Annotated in this window: 18 protein-coding genes, 2 tRNA genes and 1 pseudogene; 12 read left to right on the top strand and 9 right to left on the bottom strand. The window is 43.2% G+C overall.

The features are described from left to right. Positions 1-31: 31 nt before the first annotated feature. From OE749_RS13005 to queE, 3 genes are read right to left on the bottom strand one after another with little or no spacing between them, the layout of a single operon-like run. Positions 32-889: an amino acid ABC transporter substrate-binding protein gene (locus tag OE749_RS13005; RefSeq protein WP_263712896.1), complete on the bottom strand. Its 858-nt coding sequence runs from the start codon at positions 887-889 to the stop codon at positions 32-34. Beyond that, complete coding sequence (locus OE749_RS13010) at positions 889-1,305, bottom strand: hypothetical protein (protein ID WP_263712897.1); 417 nt, start codon at positions 1,303-1,305, stop codon at positions 889-891. The genes OE749_RS13005 and OE749_RS13010 overlap by 1 nt, the downstream gene beginning before the upstream one ends. 8 nt (positions 1,306-1,313) lie before the next feature. Then, positions 1,314-1,997 carry a 7-carboxy-7-deazaguanine synthase QueE gene (gene queE / locus OE749_RS13015; protein WP_263712898.1) on the bottom strand — a complete coding sequence of 228 codons (684 nt, stop codon included), beginning with the start codon at positions 1,995-1,997 and terminating at the stop codon, positions 1,314-1,316. Between the two features lie 101 nt (positions 1,998-2,098). Between queE and queC the strand changes: the two genes are divergently transcribed. After that, positions 2,099-2,758 carry a 7-cyano-7-deazaguanine synthase QueC gene (gene queC / locus OE749_RS13020; RefSeq protein WP_263712899.1) on the top strand — a complete coding sequence of 220 codons (660 nt, stop codon included), beginning with the start codon at positions 2,099-2,101 and terminating at the stop codon, positions 2,756-2,758. Positions 2,759-2,898: 140 nt separating this feature from the next. Here the strand turns inward: queC and OE749_RS13025 are convergent, their stop codons facing one another. From OE749_RS13025 to OE749_RS13035, 3 genes are all read right to left on the bottom strand, one after another. Next, on the bottom strand, positions 2,899-3,822 hold the full coding sequence (locus OE749_RS13025) for a LysR family transcriptional regulator (protein WP_263712900.1): 924 nt from the start codon (positions 3,820-3,822) through the stop codon (positions 2,899-2,901). A 107-nt stretch (positions 3,823-3,929) separates the two neighbouring features. Next, positions 3,930-5,945: an excinuclease ABC subunit UvrB gene (gene uvrB / locus OE749_RS13030; RefSeq protein WP_263712901.1), complete on the bottom strand. Its 2,016-nt coding sequence runs from the start codon at positions 5,943-5,945 to the stop codon at positions 3,930-3,932. Next, the gene (locus tag OE749_RS13035; RefSeq protein WP_404828175.1) at positions 5,942-7,339 is read right to left on the bottom strand and encodes an MATE family efflux transporter; all 1,398 of its coding nucleotides are present in this window, start codon (positions 7,337-7,339) and stop codon (positions 5,942-5,944) included. The genes uvrB and OE749_RS13035 overlap by 4 nt, the downstream gene beginning before the upstream one ends. 1,054 nt (positions 7,340-8,393) lie before the next feature. Between OE749_RS13035 and OE749_RS13040 the strand changes: the two genes are divergently transcribed. From OE749_RS13040 to nth, 9 genes are all read left to right on the top strand, one after another. Beyond that, positions 8,394-8,470 (top strand) — tRNA-Asn (locus OE749_RS13040). A gap of 29 nt (positions 8,471-8,499) precedes the next feature. Next, a tRNA-Asn gene (locus OE749_RS13045) sits at positions 8,500-8,576 on the top strand. Between the two features lie 194 nt (positions 8,577-8,770). Next, positions 8,771-9,352, top strand: coding sequence for an electron transport complex subunit RsxA (gene rsxA, locus OE749_RS13050; protein WP_263712902.1), 582 nt, complete (start codon positions 8,771-8,773; stop codon positions 9,350-9,352). Continuing rightward, the gene (gene rsxB, locus OE749_RS13055; protein WP_263712903.1) at positions 9,352-9,912 is read left to right on the top strand and encodes an electron transport complex subunit RsxB; all 561 of its coding nucleotides are present in this window, start codon (positions 9,352-9,354) and stop codon (positions 9,910-9,912) included. Before rsxA ends, rsxB begins: the two co-directional genes overlap by 1 nt. An 18-nt stretch (positions 9,913-9,930) precedes the next feature. Continuing rightward, on the top strand, positions 9,931-12,261 hold the full coding sequence (gene rsxC, locus OE749_RS13060) for an electron transport complex subunit RsxC (protein ID WP_263712904.1): 2,331 nt from the start codon (positions 9,931-9,933) through the stop codon (positions 12,259-12,261). A 5-nt stretch (positions 12,262-12,266) separates the two neighbouring features. Beyond that, entirely contained in the window at positions 12,267-13,358 is a 1,092-nt protein-coding gene (gene rsxD, locus OE749_RS13065) for an electron transport complex subunit RsxD (RefSeq protein WP_263712905.1), read from the top strand. After that, positions 13,358-14,029, top strand: a complete 672-nt coding sequence (rsxG, locus tag OE749_RS13070) for an electron transport complex subunit RsxG (RefSeq protein WP_263712906.1) — start codon at positions 13,358-13,360, stop codon at positions 14,027-14,029. The genes rsxD and rsxG overlap by 1 nt, the downstream gene beginning before the upstream one ends. Next, positions 14,022-14,732, top strand: a complete 711-nt coding sequence (locus OE749_RS13075; protein WP_263712907.1) for an electron transport complex subunit E — start codon at positions 14,022-14,024, stop codon at positions 14,730-14,732. The genes rsxG and OE749_RS13075 overlap by 8 nt, the downstream gene beginning before the upstream one ends. 35 nt (positions 14,733-14,767) lie before the next feature. After that, positions 14,768-15,400: an endonuclease III gene (gene nth / locus OE749_RS13080; protein WP_263712908.1), complete on the top strand. Its 633-nt coding sequence runs from the start codon at positions 14,768-14,770 to the stop codon at positions 15,398-15,400. A gap of 118 nt (positions 15,401-15,518) precedes the next feature. Here the strand turns inward: nth and OE749_RS13085 are convergent, their stop codons facing one another. Beyond that, positions 15,519-16,793: an alpha/beta hydrolase-fold protein gene (locus OE749_RS13085; protein WP_263712909.1), complete on the bottom strand. Its 1,275-nt coding sequence runs from the start codon at positions 16,791-16,793 to the stop codon at positions 15,519-15,521. Between the two features lie 247 nt (positions 16,794-17,040). On the opposite strand from OE749_RS13085, the pseudogene OE749_RS13090 reads away from it, so the two are divergent. Then, positions 17,041-17,256 (top strand): annotated as a pseudogene (locus OE749_RS13090) (endonuclease III); the annotation flags it as partial. 112 nt (positions 17,257-17,368) lie between these two features. Then, positions 17,369-18,598, top strand: coding sequence for a sodium:proton antiporter NhaD (gene nhaD / locus OE749_RS13095; protein ID WP_263712910.1), 1,230 nt, complete (start codon positions 17,369-17,371; stop codon positions 18,596-18,598). Positions 18,599-18,728: 130 nt separating this feature from the next. Here the strand turns inward: nhaD and OE749_RS13100 are convergent, their stop codons facing one another. Both OE749_RS13100 and OE749_RS13105 read right to left on the bottom strand, forming a co-directional pair. Next, a complete protein-coding gene (locus OE749_RS13100; protein WP_263712911.1) occupies positions 18,729-21,959 on the bottom strand; it encodes a S41 family peptidase in 3,231 nt (1,076 codons plus the stop codon). Between the two features lie 233 nt (positions 21,960-22,192). Further along, a complete protein-coding gene (locus OE749_RS13105; protein ID WP_263712912.1) occupies positions 22,193-23,149 on the bottom strand; it encodes a carbon-nitrogen hydrolase family protein in 957 nt (318 codons plus the stop codon). Positions 23,150-23,374: the final 225 nt, after the last annotated feature.

The following is a 23,374-nucleotide window of genomic DNA, read 5'->3' on the forward strand; positions in this document are numbered from 1 at the left end:
ACGAAGCGAGGCTATTTTTTATGATCAAACATTATTTGGGTGAAAACCAAAGCTCATCTCGGTCAATCGGCGTTTCTTCAGGCAAGGACGTATTATCAAGCTTGAAAAATTGGCGATTCGCCATGTTAGACCGTTCCAGAATGGGAGCATAGGTCTCATTAAATAGTGCATCAAACTTACCGCTTTCAATCGCTTTTTCTAGGCCATTTTGAATCAGTTTAGCCAACGTAATATTCCGCTTGTTCACAAAAAAATAGACAGCAGAAGGGTACTGAATCCCAATATTCGGTACCACTTGCGTAGTCGGTGCGATACTCTCAGTCTCAAGCTCACTCCACACCTCTATCACAGAGCGAGGAAATACATTAGTTGGATACTTCTCTAATAAACTAAATAGCCCCAAGTATGTCTTACTTGTTACCACTTCAAAGCCGTTTGATTGCAAAATTTTCGTATCTGGCCAATCGTGTCCTTGTATAACACGATGCTGCATAAGTTGTTCTGGACTCGTTATATTCGCCAGCTTAGGGAGTTGGGTTTCGTTGGCCAACAAGAGTCGCCATCCAATCAACCCTTTATATATAGGAATGCGAATAGGTAATAATTGAGACTCTCGCGGCTTGTCAGTCATACTCCATACTACGTGAAGTCCGCGGTTTTCACCCAGCAACTTTAGCGCTTTTCTCTGAAGTAAAATACGGTCTGATGGCGAAAGTTTATATTTTACCCCAGTGTGCTCTAGCGCTGTTTTGAGTAATTGAACTGGATAGCGAGTACGCTGATCATTTTCGGTAAGTGGCCGAGGATAAATAATATTCCACGTTGCACTATATGCTGCGCAAGAAAAAAAACTCGCAGCGATTAACCATATCAGCGTTATTCGCATCATTAGGATTCCTTAGTCATCAAACCTGTCAGCGCATTTTCTTGATCGTCAATAACTGCCACGATAATTTTGAGTGTCTGTTCATCAACGACTTGCATAGTATATGAACAATAACTGGTAATGAGCAATCTATTGCCAACATCCTTGAACTGCCACCGAACACTCGCAAATAGCACAGAGTCAGATAGCCGAATTGCTTGATTAACCAATGCTTCACAGTGTGATACTTCTTTTTGAGAAAGTGCTTGTAAAAAGCCTTGATTAACTTCATCAATATCTTCAGATGTCGACGCTACACGCTTGATATCATTGAGTACAAACACGCTAGGCAGCGAATGATAAGAGGTAAGCGTGTCTACCCGCTTGTCGTTCATTGCTTGTTGATATTGATTAAAAAATTCTTCCGTTAACGACGCCATAATAGTTACTACTCAATTCCAATGTACTTATGTGTTTGAAGAGATAATCGCCAATTTCGCTTAATGCAGGTTTCCACTGCAAGCTCTGTGGCTCTTTTCTGCTGACTAATAGGTTGCAAGTATATTAGTGGATTGCGATCTGAGTTGAGACGCGCTAGCAGTAAATCAAGCTCTTCGATATGCTTCTCCATCGCAATCGGATGTTTAATTTCATCAGCACGGTTTAACGCTGAATCCAGCACCTCGTAGCCACCTCGCATATTAACTTTCGGTGACACGGTAACCCAAGCTCGGGAGTCGACCATCACATCGAATGTTCCACTTGTTTCAACATTCACGGCATACCCTGCATCAATTAACACGCGCGACACGTCATTGAGGTCATACATGCATGGTTCTCCCCCTGTCAGGATCACCGTCTTGGCAGTGTATTCCTGCTGTGAAAAAAGCGATAGCAGGGACTCTGAGGTGGCAGAAAACCAGCAGTCAGATTCTTTAGTTTTACTCAAAACTTTCTGGCTACTTTGCTCTTTTTCGGGGTTAACTTCCCATGTGTGTTTAGTATCGCACCAAGAACATCCTACTGGGCATCCTTGCAGACGAACGAAGATAGCGGGCACACCTGTATGGGCACCTTCACCTTGCAATGACTCAAAAACTTCATTTATTTTGTATACTTGTTGTTCAACCAAGCGAAATTCCTACAGCTTTTTTACCCCACCTATTATCTATTCGGTGAGGATTCGAATAAAATCAGGGTATCAAAAAGCGAGATTATAGAGAAGCAATACCCATGGCACAAAAGGTTGTAGTAATTTTTTCTGGTGGAATGGACTCTTACACCGTTCTAAACAAAGCTCTTAGAGAGAGGCATGAGGTCTTTGCCATATCATTCAATTATGGTCAGCGCCATGATAAGGAGATTGATTATGCGGCACGCGCTTGCCGTGCGCTGAATGTTCACCACAAAGTGGTCGATATTTCCGCCATAAATTCATTGGTTGGAGGCTCATCGTTAACCTCTGATATAGACGTACCAGAGGGCCATTATGAAGAAGACAGCATGAAGCAAACCGTTGTCCCAAATCGAAATATGATTCTGATTTCACTCGCAGTTGGCTATGCAGTCTCTATTGGCGCGAGTAAAGTCTATTATGGAGCCCATTCTGGTGATCATGCTATTTACCCAGATTGTCGTCCTGAGTTTGTTGAAAAGATGAATGACGTATGCAAAATTGCAAACTATGAAGAAATTGAAGTCGTCACGCCATATTTACATGACAGTAAAATTGCCATTCTGACTGATGGTCTCAATATGGGATTAGACTATGGCATGACTTGGACTTGTTATAACGGTAGAGAAAAAGCATGCGGCAAATGCGGTGCTTGTCAGGAAAGGCTAGAAGCGTTTGAGCAGAACAATGCCACCGATCCGTTGGAATATGAGGCATAACCTTTACTGTCTCAACGTAGCTAATGAAGCAGCGAAGCACGTCTTTTGAGCCATTTAGAAGGTTATCTATCACAAAAAAGCCGCATAGCTAAAAACTATATGCGGCTTTGTCTTTATTCTATTGGTAAGTAAATCAATAGCTATTTCTGACTTTCTTTAATAAAGAACCCCAACTCTTTGATGCAATGGCGTAGAACAGGATTCAACCTCGTGTTTTTACCATTCATGACGAATAATTCATGGCTGAATTCAAATTGATCGCCACCACCGACTGGCACTAATCCAAGCCCTGCTGCTGTTTCTTTAGTCATGTAGTCGGGTAACAAGCCGACATACTCGCCAGTCATAATTGCCGATAAACATCCATCGTAAGAATCCGAGAAAGTTTGAATAGCGAGTCGATTATCACCCTGTATATAGTTACTTGAAGATAACCCTGAAATACCAATGGCTGGATACTCTTCAAGCTTCACTCCATCTGGCAAACCTTCTCGATATTTAGCCAATGGATGTGTTGGCGCACAATATAGACGCCCCTGAACTTTGACATCAATGGGGTGAAATGTCACAGATTCAGGTTTCACCATATCATACGTAGAAACAACCAAATGACACTCGCCAGAAAGGGCAACATGTTCGACTTCGTTGTACAATCGTGTTTGGATATTCACGTGAATATCATCAAACTTTTTCATTGTACTTTTTACTGCTTTACTCACAGCTAGATGCACCGAAAGCGGCATACCAGCCATGATGACTAACGTTACATGACCTGAATAGTCGTCATGAAGACTTTTAAGATTAAATACAAAATTATCAAATGCGTTGAAAATGCGTTTGGTTTCTTGAAAGACGACTTCGCCTTCTTTGGTCATTTGAAAGCCACCCCGCCCCCGATGACACAATACCAAATCCAAGCGCTCTTCAAGCTTTTTAATTGCAGCAGATATATTTGGTCTCTGCATGCGTAACACGGGCTCTGCGGCAGTGAAGCCATTACAAGACGCTACGGCATAAAACACCCGCAGTAGTTTAATATCGGATTCCTGAAGACGATTTAGCATACAGCACCATTATTAGTATAATTTTAGATACGTACTAAACTATAGGCAAGCCGACACAGGATTACAATGGAAAAATGTTTTACATCAAGTATATTGAGCCTAATTGCTCACGAAACCGCCACACTTTTTTCACGTAACAACTCAATTTCATCTCGCAGCGCTGCGGCTTTCTCGAACTCTAGCTCTTTCGCAGCTGTAAACATTTGCTTTTCCAAATCTGCAATTTTTGCCATAACCTCTTTTGCCGTCATGCCCTCATACTGCTTACCTTTCTCAGCCACTTTTCGCAGTTTAACCTTGTCTCCATCATTGCGGCTGCCCTCGCCTAAATCCATGATGTCGGTAATCGGCTTAACCAGTTGCTGTGGTTCAATGCCAAACTTTTCGTTATGAGCCTGTTGCTTTTCTCTGCGCCGATGTGTTTCATCAATCGCTCTCTGCATTGACCCAGTCATCTTATCGCCATACATAATGGCCTTGCCATTAACGTTTCGAGCCGCTCGTCCAATCGTTTGAATCAACGAGCGATCAGAACGTAAGAAGCCTTCTTTGTCGGCATCTAAAATTGCTACCAATGAAACTTCAGGCATATCCAGCCCTTCCCTCAACAAGTTAATGCCTACCAGAACATCGAACTTGCCAATTCGTAAATCCCTAATAATTTCAATCCGTTCTACGGTATCTATGTCTGAATGCAAATATCGTACTTTTACGCCATGTTCACTGAGGTAATCCGACAAATCCTCTGCCATACGCTTAGTTAATGTCGTCACTAGTACGCGTTCGTTTACTGCGACTCGCTGGTTGATTTCGGACATCACGTCATCAACTTGGGTAGCAACAGGGCGAACTTCTATTTCTGGATCGATAAGGCCAGTAGGTCTAACCACTTGTTCCACCACTTCCCCGTCAGATTTTTCCAACTCATACTTACCTGGAGTTGCTGACACATATATGGTTTGTGGCGAGATTAACTCAAACTCTTCAAACTTTAGAGGGCGATTGTCTAATGCTGAAGGTAGTCGGAAGCCGTACTCCACTAAGGTTTCTTTTCTAGAACGATCCCCTTTATACATTGCCCCGATTTGCGAAACAGTCACGTGAGACTCATCAATAAACAGCAAGCCATCGGCAGGAAAATAATCAAGTAGCGTTGGAGGCGGCTCTCCGGGCGCTCGCCCAGACAGATAACGGGAGTAATTTTCAATGCCAGAGCAATAACCCAGCTCCAACATCATCTCAACATCAAACTGCGTGCGCTGACTAATCCGTTGCTCTTCTATCAGTTTATTGACGCTTTTTAACTGCTCTTTTCTTTCTTTCAGTTCCTCTTTAATGCGCTCTACTGCATCAAGAATCTTTTCTCTCGGTGTCACATAGTGGGTTTTAGGAAACACCGTCGCCCGAGCAACGCTCTTATCAACGGCCCCCGTTAACGGATCGAACAGACTGATTTTTTCAATCTCTTCATCAAAGAGTTCAACCCGAATACCTTGACGCTCTGAGTCAGCTGGAAATATATCTATGACGTCTCCGCGTACCCTAAATGTACCGCGCTCAAAGGCGACGTCATTTCGTGTGTACTGCAATTCGGCTAGTCGACGCAATATGTCTCGCTGATCCATCAAATCACCTTGGCGAAGATGAAGCAACATTTTCATGTAAGATTCGGGATCACCCAAACCATAGATGGCAGATACGCTCGAAACAATGACAACATCTCGTCTTTCCATTAAGGCTTTAGTTGCTGACAGACGCATTTGCTCAATGTGATCATTAATTGACGCATCTTTCTCAATGAACGTGTCTGTCGTCGGAACATAAGCTTCTGGCTGGTAATAGTCATAGTAGGAGACAAAGTACTCAACCGCATTATTTGGAAAGAACTCTTTCATCTCACCATACAATTGAGCGGCCAACGTTTTATTGTGGGCAAGAATCAATGTTGGCCGCTGCACCTCTGCAATCACATTTGCCATAGTAAAGGTTTTACCCGAACCAGTTACGCCTAGCAGCGTTTGAGAAGCCAGCCCAGAGTCTAATCCATCAATCAGTTTTTCAATCGCTTTGGGCTGATCGCCAGCTGGTGAGTAGTTAGATGCTAACTCGAATCCTCGACTCATGAACGCTCCCCTTCTAGTGCATTGGTCATGTTTGCCTCATTTTGTGACAACTTGAGTGCGCGCTTAAACCATAAGTACGCGACTAGGGCAGTCAACACATTGGCTAAAACTGCGCCTCCAAACAACCCTTCTAGCCCAAAAAGAAGGCTCCCTAAATAGGCAACGGGTACAAAAAATATAAATAATCTGATAATGCTAAGTATAAGTGCAGACATCGGTTGGTGAATCGCATTAAATGATGAGTTAGTTAATATGATGACACCTTGAAAACCATACCCAATCGGCACGATAAACAAAAACAGGGTAATTAACTGAGCCACGTCAGCCTCTTCAGCAAATGCCATTGCAATCCAAGATGACGTGAGCATAAATAGAAGGTACACGATTACTTGCCAAACAAGAACAAACTTAATGCATAGCTTATAGGCATCTTCTACTCGATGCATTTTTTGCGCGCCAAAGTTCTGGCTTATAAAAGGTGGTAGCGTCATAGAAAGTGCCAATATGATAATACTGGCAATAGATTCTAGACGGCTCCCAACGCCCCAAGCAGCGACGGCTTCAGACCCATATGTGGCAACAATTGCCGTCATCACGCCGCCAGCAATAGGCGTCAACATATTTGCACCTGCAGCAGGCAGGCCTATTTTCAAAATACCACGACTTGTCAGCTTCATTTCCTGCCATGTCAGTAGTCTCGGTAACATCAACTTACGTTTAATCGCCAATAGATAAAGGATATAAAACATGCCTGCAAGCCACGCTATAAGTGTTGCCACTGCTGCACCTTGAATTCCCATAGCAGGAATGGGTCCCCAGCCAAAAATCAAAATAGGGTCCAACGCTGCATTAACAAACCCACCCATGGCCATCACCATACTCGGCGTTTTAGTATCGCCAGACGCCCTTAATACACTATTTCCTACCATTGGAAGCGCCAAAAAAACACCAGCTGCGTACCATACGTACATATAGTCTTTGATGTGGGGCATGTGCTCTTCGGTTGCGCCCAATAACCTGAAGACGGGTTCTATCGTTAATTCGCCAATAATCGCTAATGTACCCACCATGATAAAAGACAACATCAATGCGCCAGTGGCAAATTCTTTGGCTAGGTGATCTTGTCCCGAGCCTAGATAGCGCGCAATCGTTGCTGATGTACCAATCCCCAAGCCGATGTTCAAGCTAATCAATGTAAAGGTAACGGGAAACGTAAAACTGATAGCGGCTAGCTCTTCAGTACCCAATAAGCCAACGAAAAAGGTATCAACCAAACCGAATGTCATCAGCATAATCATGCCGAATATCATTGGAAGGGTCATTTTTCGTAACGTGTCTGGAATTGACTGAGTCAACAAATCAGGTTTCGAAGCGGGTGTTTTACTTGGACGCACTAAAAAAGTCTCACTTTGGATTAGCCCTTCATTTTAAGTTACTAAGAAACGGAACAGCAACTTAAACAAGGGATATATTCAGTCATCTACCTTAAACATTCGCTATTCGAGCGACTTCCTTCGCAACATCGCGCTGTTAAATGACTGAAAAGGTAAATCAATCATGCTATCTATAGTTAACAATCCAACAAAGGTTGATCAATACATAAAGTAAACGCTTTCATTTTTGATCGTAGTGATGGCAACTTTTCTTGTTTGAAAGCACACGATCCATACAATGATCAAGTATTTTTTTCTTGACTAGCTAAATAACACACAACGTCAAGTAGAAACGAACAAAATTCATCCGACTTGAGCTCTTACCAGACAATAAATTCACTAAACACATGTTTTTTATATATTTTTACTGTGTTTTATGAATTTTTTTGATTTACTATTGACAGCGATACCATTGGGATAGACAGACACACATTTTTTTCATCAACACAGTTATCCACAGTTTTAGTGGATAACTCACATGAGCTCAATATTTACGCTGAATTAAGCTCGATCAAAATGATCGATTAGTAAGTTGCCACTAACCTTATGAAACAACAGACAGGTTACAGATTTATTAAACACTGTATATAACAACAGTTCAAGTCTAGGTTCTTATAATTTTAAGTTATAAACTTTTATTAAAAAGACGTAAAAATTATTAAACTATCAAGCCTACTTGGCACAAAAGATTTTTCTGTATCGGTAAGACGACTACCTATAATTGAGCAATGCTTTTTTATATTACGTCTTTAGAATAAACTGCGATTCCAGCTAAATGAAATTACATTGTTAGCAAGCCCAGATTTATCATATGTGTGGAGAAAGCTTTCCCTGCCTCAGTACCGCTTTTTTACGGGATCCCCCCTCGTCTCTATATAAATCAATGCAAAACCGCCTCTTTTTTACCCATATCGAGCAGGTATTAAGCAAACAAACAAAATATTTAAAATTTATTGCAGATTGTGTTGACAGACAGGACTCACATATTTAATATTCGCCACCGTTGAAACACGGGTCCCCCTTAGCTCAGTTGGTTAGAGCGACGGACTGTTAATCCGCAGGTCCCCCGTTCGAGTCGGGGAGGGGGAGCCAAATTTCAACGCTACAACACAGGTATCTGTTCCCCCTTAGCTCAGTTGGTTAGAGCGACGGACTGTTAATCCGCAGGTCCCCCGTTCGAGTCGGGGAGGGGGAGCCAACCTTCCAATATATTCTCCCGCTTATCGTTAACTTATTAATTTTTATATTCTTTTTATATTGATAATTGCCGCTAAATTTGGCATTTCATACTCTATTCCATTTCTATTTAATAACCCTATAAATATCAAGTTGTTAATCCTTGCCTAAATAAGGATAATAACCGCCGTATTTGAAGATGCAAACTGGAATAGAATGACTGAGTTCTTGTTGTTAATGGTAGGTACCGTACTAGTAAACAACTTTGTACTGGTACAATTTTTGGGACTTTGCCCCTTTATGGGTGTCTCATCAAAGCTGGAAACCGCGATTGGTATGTCAATGGCAACGACCTTTGTGTTGACAATTGCCTCTATGTGCAGCTATTTAGTTGAGCACTATATTCTACTTCCCTTAGATATCGGGTTTCTACGGACCCTAAGTTTTATATTAGTTATCGCCGTCGTCGTTCAATTTACGGAAATGGTGGTGCACAAAACCAGCCCCACACTGTATCGACTATTGGGAATTTTTCTACCTCTGATTACAACCAACTGTGCTGTATTGGGTGTTGCACTTCTGAATATTAATAAAGATCACAATTTCATAGAAAGCCTTATATATGGATTTGGTGCTGCTGTCGGCTTTTCATTAGTGCTGATCTTGTTCTCAGCGATGAGAGAGCGCCTCGCTGTAGCGGATGTCCCCTCCCCCTTTAAAGGTGCTTCTATTGCTATGATTACTGCTGGGCTTATGTCCTTGGCTTTCATGGGCTTTACTGGACTTGTTAAGTTATAATGACTCTACTCATCGCACTTATTGCCGTCGCTATTCTCGCGCTCATTTTTGGGCTGATTCTTGGGTATGCATCGATAAAATTCAAAGTCGAGGGAGATCCCCTCGTTGAACAATTAGACCACGTTTTGCCCCAAACCCAATGTGGTCAGTGCGGCTATCCTGGATGCCGCCCATATGCAGAAGCCATTGCTAATGGTGACGAAATAAACAAATGTCCTCCGGGCGGCGAAGCAACGATAAAAAAAATCGCTGATATAATGGGAGTTGAACCTAAACCTTTAGATGCCGCTCATGGACAAGAAGACATTAAAAAAGTGGCATTTATTCGTGAAGATGAATGTATCGGATGCACTAAATGTATTCAGGCGTGTCCAGTCGATGCCATACTCGGCGCGGCAAAACAAATGCACACCATTATAAAAGACGAGTGCACAGGGTGCGACTTGTGCGTTGAGCCCTGCCCTGTTGATTGTATTGATATGGTTCCCGTTGAAACCACGTCTAAAACGTGGAAATGGCAACTTGATGCTATTCCCGTCAAGCAAGTAGAGACACAATAGGAATCTGAAAGGTAAGCTGTGTATAACGAATTTAAAACGATAATCGACAGAATAAAACAGGGTAAATTGTGGCGTTTTCGTGGTGGCGTGCATCCGGATGGCCGTAAGTCGTTGTCTAATACGCATGAAATCGCCGATATTGCCATCCCTAACCGTCTTTACCTCCCCCTTAAGCAGCATATTGGCGTCGAGGGTGTAGTGAGTGTGGCTGTGGGAGATCATGTATTAAAGGGACAAAAACTCACTAAGAGCTCCAATCCTTTCTTCGTGCCTGTCCATGCTCCAACGTCCGGTAAAATTGTTGGTATTGAAAAGCATGTATCAGCTCACCCTTCAGGCATTCCTGAGCAAACGATTATTATCGAGCCAGACAAAAAAGACACGTGGGCCGAGCTTAAACCTCTAAAAAATTATGATGCGTTTCCCAAGATAAAAGTGTTAGAAACTATTTGTCAGGCTGGCATCGCAGGGATGGGAGGCGCGGGCTTTCCTACGCACTTGAAGGCATCCCCAAAAAAAGGCGTCGAGTTTCTTATTATTAATGGTGTGGAATGCGAACCTTATATTACAGCTGACGACAGGCTTATGCGAGAACATGCCAATCAGATTCGTCAAGGTATAGACATTCTCGCCTACCTACTATCACCGCAACACATCGTTATCGCCATAGAAGATAACAAGCCTGAGGCGGTTCAAGCATTAACAGAAGCATGCAGTGATAGTGCGGACATTTCTGTTTGCGAAATTCCCACTCGCTATCCAGCTGGAGGGGAAAAACAGCTGATACAGGTACTAACAAATCGTGAAGTACCCCATAATGGCCTGCCAATTGACGTTGGCGTCATTATGCAAAATGTTGGTACCTGTTTCGCGATTGCAGACGCCGTTCTAGCAGGCATCCCATTAATTCGGCGAGTAGTTACCATAACAGGCGAAGCTATAGATCGTGCTGGCAATGCTTGGGTACTATTGGGTACACCGATATCACACTTAATGTCCCAAGCCGAGTATCACGCCAAACGTCAATCTCAACAGCGCATGATAATGGGTGGCCCAATGATGGGCTACACGGTTGCATCAGCAGATGTTCCGGTGATTAAAACAACCAACTGTATTTTGGTGCCGACAGATAAAGAAATGCCGCCGATGGGAGAGGAGCAACCGTGTATTCGTTGCAGTGCCTGCGCCGATGCCTGCCCAGCCCACCTGCTGCCCCAACAATTGTACTGGCACGGTAAAGCGAAAGAATACGACAAAGCACAAGAGTACAATCTATTCGACTGTATTGAGTGCGGGGCATGTGCATTTGTTTGCCCGAGTGAAATCCCTTTAGTGCATTACTACCGCCAAGCAAAAGCGGACATTCGCATTCAACAAGAAGAAGCGGATAAGGCTGAAAAAGCAAGAGAGCGATTTGAAGCACGAAAAGCCAGACTGAAACGTGAACAAGAGGAACGAGAAGAAAAGCACCGCAAAGCCGCCGAGGCACGCCGTCAGGCAATGGACAAAACAGACAGCGATGCCAAAGATAAAATTGCCGCCGCGCTTGCACGCGTAAAGGCGAAGCAGTCTGGCAGCCAAGAAGAAGCCCCTAAGACGGCCAATAAACCGAATGATAAAGTAGCGGCAGCCATAGCGAGAGCAAAGGCAAAAAAACAAGCAGCTTCAGAAAGCGAAGCAAACGTATCCAATACGCAAAATGGTGGTGAGTCGAACCAACCACCGTCAACAAATGACAAAGTGGCAGCGGCAATAGCGAGAGCAAAAGCCAAAAAAGCGCAGCGCGCGGAGCAAGAAAATACATCGATTGATACGAATACAAGCGATGAACCTCAAACATCTAACACCGCTTCGGATACCCAAACAGAAAAGCAAGATCGCATTGCACAGGCCATCGCACGTGCAAAAGCAAAGAAAGCGGCAAAGCAACAGTTTGAACGGGCTGAGAACAAATCCAGCTCAGGTAGTAGCACAGAAGGTCAAGGCGCTGAAGCCTCTATGCCAGTAATAAAAGATGAAGTGCCACAGCCAACTGACACCGCGCCGTTGAGTGAAAGCGAGGCGAGAAAGCAGCGGGTTGCAGCTGCCATAGCCAAAGCCAAGGCGAAGAAAGCGAAGGCAAAAGAAAAACAAGCGCTGAAGCAAGCAGACAATCTAAAGCAAGAACCAGATTCGCCAGCGGTATCTATAGAGAACGATATCAATCAGCAACCTTCTGCTGAATCTGCGCCTGCCGATCCTGAGACCATTAAAAAACAAAAAGTGGCGGCTGCTGTCGCACGTGCAAAAGCACGTAAAGCAGCAAAAGACGCAGAAAAACTTAACGAACAAAACACTAAGGATAGCTAATTACCATGATGCTTTCGTTATCCAGTTCTCCCCATTTGAAGCGCCAACGTAATACCGGACAAGTGATGCGCTTAGTGATGTATGCCGCGATTCCTGGATTAATCGCACAAACTTGGTTTTTCGGATTTGGCGCACTAGTCCACTTTGCCGTTGCTGCCGCTACATGTATTGCCACAGAAGCATTAATTGTTGAGCTACGAAAACGCGATGTTGAGCGCACCATCAAAGACAGCAGCGCGTTGCTCACTGCTCTATTACTCGCCGTCAGCATTCCACCTTATGCGCCTTGGTGGTTAACGGTAATTGGCAGTGTTTTTGCTATTGCCATCGTTAAACAGCTTTACGGCGGATTAGGAAATAATCCATTCAATCCGGCTATGGCAGCGTATGTCATGCTACTTATTTCTTTTCCCGTACAGATGACAAATTGGGCGCCTGTCGCCAGTTTAAGTCAATATGAGGAATCGGCGCTAGATAGCGCGAGTATTGTATTCACAGGTTACAATGTCGAGGGTTATTCGATAGAACAATTAAGGAGTGATGTAGATGGTCATACTATGGCAACGCCACTTGATCATCTTAAAACAGCACTGACAACGGGAGAAACCTCAGAAGAAGCGCTTCAAGCCCCTATTTACTCAAACGGATTGGGTCAAGGTTGGTTTTGGATAAACATGGCTTATCTGTTTGGTGGTTTACTCCTACTGCGCCTTAAAGTCATTAATTGGCATATTCCCGTTGGAGTGATAGTCGGCACGTTTGCCATATCTGGTTTTTTCCATCTTATTGATGGTAGCGTATATGCAAGCCCATTATTTCACCTCTTTTCAGGCGGCTTGATGTTCGGTGCGTTTTTCATTGCTACCGATCCAGTATCTGCCTCTACAACAGATAAAGGCCGACTCCTTTTCGGCGCGGGCATTGGGCTGTGGATATACATCATAAGAACATGGGGAGGCTACCCTGATGCCGTTGCATTCGCCGTACTCATTATGAACATGGGCGTCCCTTTGATTGACTATTACACACGACCTCGTACCTATGGTCATAGAAGCGAACACAAAAGCGCCATTAAACGAGCAGAGGATCGCGACTAATGGCTAAGAAGTTTGTTCTAAATAAAGGCTTAATTTTAGGTGCGTTTGCATTAGTATGCACTGGGTTGGTGACACTAACTTTCGCGTTAACCAAAGACACGATACAAGCTCAACAAGTGGCAAAGGTCACATCAATTATTAATCAAATCGTACCAAATACGCTATATGACAACGATATGACGCATAATTGTGCCATAGCGACAGCTGATCCCCTATTGGGAAAATCAGCCAATCACAAAGTATATCGTGGGTTTCTTGATAATACGCCGTCTGTGCTGGCCATAGAGTCCATGACATCTGACGGCTACAGCGGCAATATTTATTTTATTGTTGGGGTGAAATTCAATGGTACGGTAACGGGCGTACGCGTGCTAGAGCACAAAGAAACGCCGGGGCTAGGTGATAAAATCGATATTCGTATCAGCGATTGGATTACGACTTTTAAAGGCACGGAATTAACTGACAATAATCAGGCTCAGTGGGCGGTCAGAAAAGATGGCGGGCAGTTTGATCAATTCACTGGCGCAACCATTACGCCACGCGCGGTTGTCGAGGGCGTAAAAAGCACACTTGAATACGTAAACAAAAACAAAGACCGCTTATTCAATGCTGAGGCTACTTGCCAGCTAGGCAATGAAACCACTGAAGATGAAGAGACCAGTGATGAATGAATATCAAGAATTGACATGGCAGGGGCTGTGGAAGAATAACCCAGCACTTGTGCAATTACTGGGCCTATGCCCACTTCTTGCAGTTACCGCAACCGTTGTAAATGGATTAGGATTAGGAATTGCCACAACACTTGTGTTAATCGGCTCAAATTGTACCGTGTCGCTTGTCCGTAATTGGGTGCCGAAAGAAATACGCATTCCGATTTTCGTCATGGTCATCGCTGCTTTTGTTACCATTGTTCAGTTATTAATGAATGCGTTTACATTCAAGCTATACGAAGCATTGGGCATTTTTATTCCGCTCATTGTGACTAACTGCGCCATCATCGGTCGAGCGGAAGCGTATGCTTCGAAAAATCCCGTCAAGTTCGCAGCCTTTGATGGAGTAATGATGGGAGTAGGCTTTACTCTTGTGCTTATGATTCTGGGTGCAATGCGTGAACTACTAGGATATGGCACATTGTTTAGCGGCGCAGAGTTGCTACTCGGTGACTGGGCAACGGTGCTTAAAATCACGGTGTTTGAAACCGACAGTCAATTTTTACTCGCAATACTGCCTCCAGGTGCTTTTCTCGGCATGGGACTTCTCATCGCGCTGAAAAACGCACTCAATGATCGCGTTGAAGCAATGGTTGTAAAACCTCAGGAAGGTAAAGTCGTGACACGCGCTCGCGTTACAGGTGATACCGCAGCAGACAGCTAGATATCCACGCAAACATAATGAAATACTAATTCGCGATGAATAAAGAAAAACGAAGAGAAATACTCACGCGTCTTCGTGACGCTAACCCTCACCCAACAACAGAGCTAAACTTTAGTAATCCCTTTGAGTTGTTGATTGCTGTTATCCTTTCCGCTCAGGCGACCGATGTTGGTGTAAACAAGGCCACTGCAAAATTGTTTCCCATCGCCAATACGCCAGAAAAAATGTTTGCTCTTGGTGTTGATGGATTAAAGGCGTATATCAAAACCATCGGCTTGTTTAATTCGAAAGCGGTAAACGTTATAAAAACATGTGAGATGCTTATCAAGCAACATCAATCTCAAGTTCCTGAAAACCGAGAAGCGCTCGAAGCCTTACCAGGCGTAGGGAGAAAAACAGCAAATGTCGTATTGAACACCGCTTTTGGCTGGCCCACTATCGCCGTAGACACCCACATATTTCGCGTGTCAAACCGCACTAAACTCGCCATGGGCAAAAACGTCGATCAAGTAGAGCAAAAGCTACTTAAAGTCGTTCCTGCCGAGTTTAAAGTCGATGTGCATCATTGGCTTATCCTTCATGGCCGTTATACTTGTGTTGCCAGAAAGCCCAGATGCGGCTCTTGCCTCATCGAAGATTTATGTGAGTTTAAGGACAAAACTGAGTAAACAATCTCCCCTAGAGCAGCATACCTATACTTTTTCCAATTCAACCGAATGTTTAATAACTAGACTTTTGCGATAGTTGCATTCCATTCGGTTGAAAGAGACTGTTTATTGACACAATTTACTCCATAGTAGATTTTAGGTTGTTTAAAGCCGCTTTAAATAGCTCAACCCTATAATCGTTATTTTTCTGGGCGAGTTCCAATGCTTTAATACGGTGCTTTAACTCAATGTCCTTATTGCCTTTCGCTAGAAACAAATCAGCAAATGTATCATAGGCATTGGCTGAGTGAGGATAAATGGACAGCCAGTAATCCATAATGGCTTCCGCTTCAGAGTAGCGCTTTTCTTTAATCAAAATGTATACAATACGCTTCAAACGATTGCGATTATAAAAGCGCTCCCCTTTAGGTAGTGCCATAAAACCATATTGTTCACTAAGTTTAGTAAAGTGAGCCTTAATATTTTTAAGCGTTAAATTGGCTTCTTCGGTAACGAACTTGCGATAATTCACATCCCATTGCTGCGATGGGAAAATAAGTTCAAACCCTGACATAATTGCGGGTAAAACAGCAGCATAAGATTGCTTGTCAATTAACTCCCATTTGAACGATAGATTTTTTGTTAAGTAAGGCGACAACTTAGTTTCTAACCTTTCGTAATCATCCAAAATTTTAGGATTACGGGTCGCGCCACCTTTAGGCATCGATATATATAGGTATCGTTTACCTATCTCTTGTTGTTTTACCGAATTGATGACTTTATCAAAAATAGTTTCGCTACCGTACCCCACAGCACCAAAGTCCGCCTGATTGACCACGATATAGCCAGCAAAAAGGCGTGGCTGCTTCCAAAAACTATGTAGTGTTAGACTTGCAGAAGGAGAAAGGCCTATCAGCACTTTAAAGTCGGCAATTCGATAACTTTTCTCTAGAAAAGGTAACACCTCGTTTTGAATAAACGATAAATAAAGGTCCTCCTTTCCTCCAAACCACAACGGTTCGCCTTTTGCGCTTAAAGGCTTTGGTGTCATATCTCGCCTTGTCTCAGGTGCGTTTTGAATACCAACAACAATAGCTTCTGGCATTTGGCTATTCATAGCCTGAAATTGGACGAATCCGGAAACACTGTGAAATAACATCTCACCATCAAGTACGACTACAAGAGGATATTTAATGTGGGGGGCAGTTTCTTGGTAATTAGCAGGTAAAGAGATGTCAATTACCCGCTTACCATTGAGGTTTTGGGAATCTATTACATGTCTAGCAATATTGTTGAATGCACTTTGGCTTTGCGAAATATAGATATCATGCGATTCATTAGCATATATAGTTGAACCCCTGAATAAAGTGAAAAATAAAATCACACATGATATGTAGCGCATTGACTGCTCCATTTAGATTATCAACCAAAATGCTCTTTTTAGAGCTATCTACAACAGTCAATTAGCTTAGATATAAATAAAACTGACGAATAGACATATACGATGAAGAAACGCACTTTAAAGATAAAAAGAAGAACGTTATTTTCAGTGGCTAAATTCATGAAAAATCACATGATCTGATTATTTATCCAGTCATTACAAATCCGAGTTTTAACCGAGAATATTAATTTGCGCCACCCATCCTCTACTATTATCATGAGGCCCGCCAACGATAGTCGTCTATTCACATACTTTGTGTCACAGCGGATTCAGTTTGGCAATGGGCAAGAATGTCGATCACGTTGAACAAACACTCCTGAAAGTCATTCCAACCTAATTTAAAATCGATATAAATCTATGGCTTATCTGTCATGATCGCTATACCTGTGTTGCCAGAAAGCCCCGCTATGGATCACGTGTCATTGAAGATTTTTGAGAGTGTACAAAAAAACCAGTTAACACCTAAATTGATCAACTTACTTGGACGCGTCTTGGATTAAACCGAGATGCATTCACCTTTTAACCAATAACCGTACGTAAATACCCTTATGCACACCCTTATAATTTGCCTATCTATTTTGGCTCTCCTTTTAGTTATTTTCGAAGAAACTATTCACATCAACAAAGCAAAGAGCACGTTATTTTTAGGTTGTTTGTGTTGGCTAATCTTTTATATTTTCCCAGAATCGGGATTTAGCAGTGAACAAATAAGCGAAAGTTTGAATGAAAACTTATTGGAGATCGCTTCACTCTGGTTGTTTCTTATGTCAGCAATGACATTTGTAGCGTATTTAAATAGTAGAGGCTTTATATCAAGCATCGTACAAAAAGCCTTACCCTCTCAAGTAAGTGAAAAAGCGCTTCTAATTTACTTGGGGTTGGGTTCTTTTGTGTTCTCTTCACTGGCTGATAACATCACCGCTACGTTGGTATCTGTCGCGGTTATCACACAACTAAAAGTTCCTATTAAAAAGCAGCTAAAATACGCCGCGCTTGTGATTTTCTCGGTAAATAGCGGAGGCGTTTCACTCATAACTGGAGATGTAACAACACTGATGATCTTTCTTGCAGACAAGGTTACGATCGTCAGCTTGCTTCAACTCATCGTTCCCGCACTTGCTGGGGTATTGAGCTTGGCATTTCTGTTATCTTCAAACATGTCTGGGCATGTAACTCTACATACGAACAACAAGCCTATTGAATTTGAGGATAAAATCATTGGCCTCATCTTCTTAACCACCATTGCCGCGACCCTTTCCTTAAACGTGATGTTTCAAGTTCCGCCGGTATTAACTTTTTTGTTTGGCTTAAGTATTATGTTTTTGTGCGGCCACTTTTTATCTTTGCCTGAATCAAACGAAAATGTACTCAATTATATTCGTAAAATTGAGTTCGACACGCTGCTATTTTTCTTAGGTATTCTATTAATCGTTGGCGCACTTAAAAAACTGCATGTGCTTGATCATATCGCGCTGATTTATCAACATTTACCGACGTCGTTGGCAAACTACCTTCTGGGCATCAGTTCCGCTCTTGTAGACAATGTACCTTTGACGGCTGCCGTGCTTAAGGCCAATGTGACCATGCGTCCTGATGAATGGTTGTCTGTCACGTATGCCATGGGTGTTGGGGGTTCGCTGCTAGTGATAGGTTCAGCAGCGGGTATCATCGCCATGAGTAAAATCAAGGGGCTCAGCTTTATCAGCTACCTGAGCATGTTCCTTCGATTACTTATCGCCTATTCAGTAGGATATTGGTTGTCAGTATTAATAGCGTAGAACACTAACCAATACGGAAACTCTACTTTTATCACAACCTAAACGATATTTGTCTAGATTGAAGCAACGTAAGTGAGTAAATAACAGAACGAAAAGCATTGCTACGCAATGCTTTTCGTATATGTAAAGATTAAAAATCTGAAGGAGCAGGTGGAACGCTTAATGGTTGTTTAGGGTTTTGTTCAAGCTCTTTTAATAGCTCTTCAACCGCACGTTCTATAGAAGGATCTTGCCCCTTATAAATCAATTCAGGGCGATCAATAACCTCAATGTCTGGCACCACGCCTTCATTTTCAATTATCCACTTTCCTTCATTATCTAAAATGCGGAATGTCGCAGCAATCACCTGACCACCGTCAACTAAACGCGGATTCCCTGAAATACCAATCAGTCCGCCCCAAGTGCGTGTTCCTATCAGCTTTCCTAAGCCCGCTTGACGGAAATAATAAGGCAATGCATCACCACCTGAACTTGAGTAGCCATTGATCAACATCGCTTTAGGGCCATCGTGGGCCAACTGGGGCGTTTTCGTAGGTTCAACGCCGCGACGCTTCCAGTAATTCAATGGCTTGCGCGCTAGCCATGTAATTATATGCTCAGGAATAAAGCCACCACCGTTATATCTGTCATCAATGATCATCGCATCTTTAGTCGTCTGCGGCATAAAGGTTTTAAAGAGTTCACGATTACCGGCGGTGTGCGTGTTGGGCAAATGCACATAACCAATTCGCCCATTAGACAATTTATCAACGTACGCTTTGCGCGATTGCACCCATTCTAAATATCGTAGTCCGGTTTCGCTGGCGACAGGTTTTACTGTAATGGTCCAGGTGTTTTCTTGATTTGGCGAATCACTTAGTTGTAACTCGATGCTTTCTCCCTGAGTATTTTCTAACAACTCATAGAAATTACTCACTCCATTGGTTAATTGACCTTGTACAGCAATGATGTAATCGCCTTTGGTCGCTTTTACACCTGGCTCATCAAGAGGAGAACGAAAATCTTCATGCCAATTTTCGCCTTCAAAGATATCATCAATTTGAGCAAAACCAGAGGCATGCCGAGAAATTTTTGCCCCTAGCAGGCCATGCTTTTTGCGCTCTACTTTCGGCTCATCTCCCGATTGAACATAAATATGTCCAGCGTTTAATTCACCCGCAATCTCACTAAGCACATAATCTAAATCTGCACGATGTGCTACGGCTGTCGCCAATGGCTGGTACTTATCGTAAATGGCCTGCCAGTCTTGCCCATGGTGGTTTTCATCATAAAACCAATCCCGCAAAGTGCGCCAGCCTTCTTTATACATTTGCTGCCATTCAACCTTGGGGTCAACTTTGAGCACCATCTGGTCTAATGTTAACTGTGACTTCTTCAAGTCTTGATCCGCCTTAGGTTCAACAATACTGTAATTGTTACCCGATTTAACCAATATGTACTCGCCATTGGCAGACACGGTATATGCGCTCACTCCCTCCGCTACGGTTTCAACTTTACCGTCACGTCCAACGCCAATTAACTTTAACGCATTATCAGATAAAGCAAGCACAGCACCTTTTGTTGCACTGAGGGAGCTGTAGTCTCCGGCTTTGGCATTTAAAACCTCTACACGTTGCATAAAGTGTTTAGGATCTAACAATGTAGAAATTGAAGACGATTCACTTTCATCTTCTTTATCTTTGCTGGTTTCTTCGGCCTTTATTTCCACCTCATCGCTTTTAAAGCGATTTACAGCCACTACATCATCGTTAACGGCAACTGCGTAGATGCGTGTTGCATCTGTGTACAAATAATCAAACTCGTAACTTGAAAACGTTAGGTTGAAATCGCGTTGCGAAGTAAAATACAAATACTGGCCATCAGGTGAAAACGTGGGGTTTTGCTCTGACGTCATTTCATTGGTTAAACGGGTGGCTTTTTTACTATCAAGGTTGTAGTGCCACAATGAACCATAACGGTTTTCATTGTTTTTTAAATAAACGATGTCTTTACTATTTGGCGACCAAATGTATGTTGTCAGATTGCTCTCGTTAAATTTGGCAACATCAATCTGCGTCAAATCACCATCGTCAACATCAAGTACCCACAGGGTATGGTTTTTATCAGCAAATAAAAGCTTTTTACTGTCTGGTGACCAGACGGGAGTGAAGCGCCAAATCGTACCGTTGTCTGTCAGCTGCTTAGCCTGATTCTTATTTGCACGATCCTTAATATAAATTTCATACTCGCCCGTTGCATCACTCATATAGGCGACGTAACGACCGTTTGGAGACCAACTCGCGTCAATCTCTCTACTCGCAGGTGTATGAGATAAATTGCGCGTGACACCATCATTTTTAGGAACTGAAAACACCTCTCCGCGAGCCGTAAACAACGCCCTTTTGCCACTATTATCAATACTCATGGAATCGATAAACTTACTCACATTCATACTGTAAGACTCGGCGTATTTTCGCACTCCAGGAATATTGATTGCGAGTTTTTTCGCTTCGTTAGTATTTGGATCAAAACGATACAAGTAGCCGCCATTTTCATACACGATTGCTTCTGGTCCAGCCGAAGGCCAGAGCACATCATACTCATCGTGATGGGTCAGTTTGGTCGGCGCTTTATCTTGTTGGTATTGATATAGGTTGAGCGTAAACTCTCGGTCAGAAACAAAGTAAATATTGCCATTTACCACTGTAGGCTGATGATCCGTCGCTCGGTGATGAGTAAGCTGCTTTGACGTGTGGTTAACTAAATCATATGTCCAGACATCTTGCGCTCGCCCGCCTCTGCTGCGCTTCCACGTTCTAAACTCTCGATCAATAGGCGTATAGATAAATGTATTACCATCGGCTGATAGCATCCCGCCTCCGGATTCTGGAACAGGTAACGCCTCTTCCATTCCACCATTTATCGACACTTTGTAAGGCCGTCCCATTCGTTCACCCCATGGTAAACGATTCGCGCGAAAAACAACGTGTTCACCGTCAGGTGTCCAGTCAAGTATGCGGTAGTCAAAGCCGCCACGAGGAGGCATAGGGCCGACATCATTGTAATAGGTTAGCTGTTTTAGATCAGAACCATCCGCATTCATCACATACACTTGACGGCTACCATTGTACTCAGCCGAAAAGGCAATTTTACTGCCGTCTGGGGAAAACTTCGGAAAAGTTTCAAATCCAATATGATCGGTGAGTCGCTGACTGTCACCCGTTTTATGGTTAGCAATGTAAATATCACCAGCATAAACGAATGTAACGTTATCTTTATGGATATCAGCAAATCGCAGTAATCGGGTATCCTGCGTTTGATATGCATACGAGGAGACACTCGTAGCAACTAACAAGGGGGCTAAAGTTCGTAATAGCTTCATGAGATCGTTTTCGTGTTATTGTGATAATGTAACATTACCACATTTATTTAATGTGTATAAACTATCTCACTGATATTCCGCCAATTAAATAAATATTAATGGCGCTTGCCCTATTATCAAGGCATTTCACCTAAAACACGAAGCGATATGAAGAAACGGATAGTGCGTACTTAGCACTCAAACTAGGTACGCTATGTTTAGCCCATAAGAAACGTTTCAGCGTCTATGCTTACTTAGTCAACGATATTTAACGTATGTTGACGCTGTCGATTGATATTTAGCGACAATACGTCTGGGCGGGAATAATGCCCCGCAGGGTCGAAGTTATGACGCTCTTCAAGCACTAACGCAAAATCAATTTCAGCGACAAAAATACCTTCGTTACCCACTTGTGGAGAAATGATCCACTCTCCTGTTGGGCTGGCGAGGCAGGAGCCGCCATTTGAAAAATGCGCTGGTGCATCAGACATAATTTCGTCAAATAACGGCGTATTAGAAGGAATATCTGAAGGACGTAAAATCGCACTAGCAGCCATGGAATAGCACCGACCTTCCTTCGCAATAAACGGGGCGGTGTCTCTTGTGTTATGCTCACCACCAGGCCAAATACCCACGTGAAGGTTTTCACCTTGCCCATACAAGGCTGCACGAGCCAATGGAAGCCAGTTTTCCCAACAGTTCAGCGCCCCAACCGTAAACGGGCCGACTTTATGCGTACGCAAGCCATTTCCATCTCCCACAGACCAGGTTAATCGCTCCTCATAAGTAGGCATTAACTTTCTATGTATATGCTTGATTTCACCGTCATCGCCAATTAACACCATACTGCAATAGATGCTATGGCCGCCGCGATCATCAGGGCGTTCAGCGCATCCAATGACAATCGCGATTTTGCGTGCTTTGGCTAACTCACATAACGGCGTTAAATCGCCCCGCTCAACGTTGACCGCTTGCTCCAAGTAATGCCTTTGCATGCGTTTTTGCGCAGGATGATTAAACTGTGCGCCCCCCGTTCTTTCCAACCAAATGGGATATCCGGGTAGTAAAGTTTCACCAAATGCGATAAATCCTGCGCCACGATCAGCCGCTTCGGAGACCGCTTGCATGACTTTTTCCAGTGTTTTGACTCGGTTTAACCATAATGGGGCAACCTGACCAATGGCCACAGTGAGTGTTGAAGCGTGCGACATTTGCTTTTCTCCTTATACACATCCAAAACGCATCTACCTGTATACGTTAACTCAAAAGAAAAACAAAACCTGCCAAAAAACAAACAAAAATTGCCAAAGCGAAAGATTATCGAAACAAAACACGGCGCAACGCGCCAGCATAAGTTTGAGATAAACTTTCGCAATACGGCCTCAAAACAGCCCAATTAGGTCAATATGACATCAATTCTCAAATCGAACCTGAGG

It is taken from the genome of Fluctibacter corallii, assembly GCF_025751585.1.
GTDB lineage: Bacteria > Pseudomonadota > Gammaproteobacteria > Enterobacterales > Alteromonadaceae > Fluctibacter_A > Fluctibacter_A corallii.

What these genes read in the sequence shown, in the direction of transcription:
- OE749_RS13005 (WP_263712896.1), bottom strand. Translation starts at nt 889, where the DNA reads ATGATGCGAATAACGCTGATATGGTTAATCGCTGCGAGTTTTTTTTCT.
- OE749_RS13010 (WP_263712897.1), bottom strand. Translation starts at nt 1,305, where the DNA reads ATGGCGTCGTTAACGGAAGAATTTTTTAATCAATATCAACAAGCAATG.
- queC (WP_263712899.1), top strand. Translation starts at nt 2,099, where the DNA reads ATGGCACAAAAGGTTGTAGTAATTTTTTCTGGTGGAATGGACTCTTAC.
- OE749_RS13025 (WP_263712900.1), bottom strand. Translation starts at nt 3,822, where the DNA reads ATGCTAAATCGTCTTCAGGAATCCGATATTAAACTACTGCGGGTGTTT.
- uvrB (WP_263712901.1), bottom strand. Translation starts at nt 5,945, where the DNA reads ATGAGTCGAGGATTCGAGTTAGCATCTAACTACTCACCAGCTGGCGAT.
- rsxA (WP_263712902.1), top strand. Translation starts at nt 8,771, where the DNA reads ATGACTGAGTTCTTGTTGTTAATGGTAGGTACCGTACTAGTAAACAAC.
- rsxB (WP_263712903.1), top strand. Translation starts at nt 9,352, where the DNA reads ATGACTCTACTCATCGCACTTATTGCCGTCGCTATTCTCGCGCTCATT.
- rsxD (WP_263712905.1), top strand. Translation starts at nt 12,267, where the DNA reads ATGATGCTTTCGTTATCCAGTTCTCCCCATTTGAAGCGCCAACGTAAT.
- rsxG (WP_263712906.1), top strand. Translation starts at nt 13,358, where the DNA reads ATGGCTAAGAAGTTTGTTCTAAATAAAGGCTTAATTTTAGGTGCGTTT.
- OE749_RS13075 (WP_263712907.1), top strand. Translation starts at nt 14,022, where the DNA reads ATGAATGAATATCAAGAATTGACATGGCAGGGGCTGTGGAAGAATAAC.
- nth (WP_263712908.1), top strand. Translation starts at nt 14,768, where the DNA reads ATGAATAAAGAAAAACGAAGAGAAATACTCACGCGTCTTCGTGACGCT.
- OE749_RS13085 (WP_263712909.1), bottom strand. Translation starts at nt 16,793, where the DNA reads ATGGAGCAGTCAATGCGCTACATATCATGTGTGATTTTATTTTTCACT.
- nhaD (WP_263712910.1), top strand. Translation starts at nt 17,369, where the DNA reads ATGCACACCCTTATAATTTGCCTATCTATTTTGGCTCTCCTTTTAGTT.
- OE749_RS13100 (WP_263712911.1), bottom strand. Translation starts at nt 21,959, where the DNA reads ATGAAGCTATTACGAACTTTAGCCCCCTTGTTAGTTGCTACGAGTGTC.
- OE749_RS13105 (WP_263712912.1), bottom strand. Translation starts at nt 23,149, where the DNA reads ATGTCGCACGCTTCAACACTCACTGTGGCCATTGGTCAGGTTGCCCCA.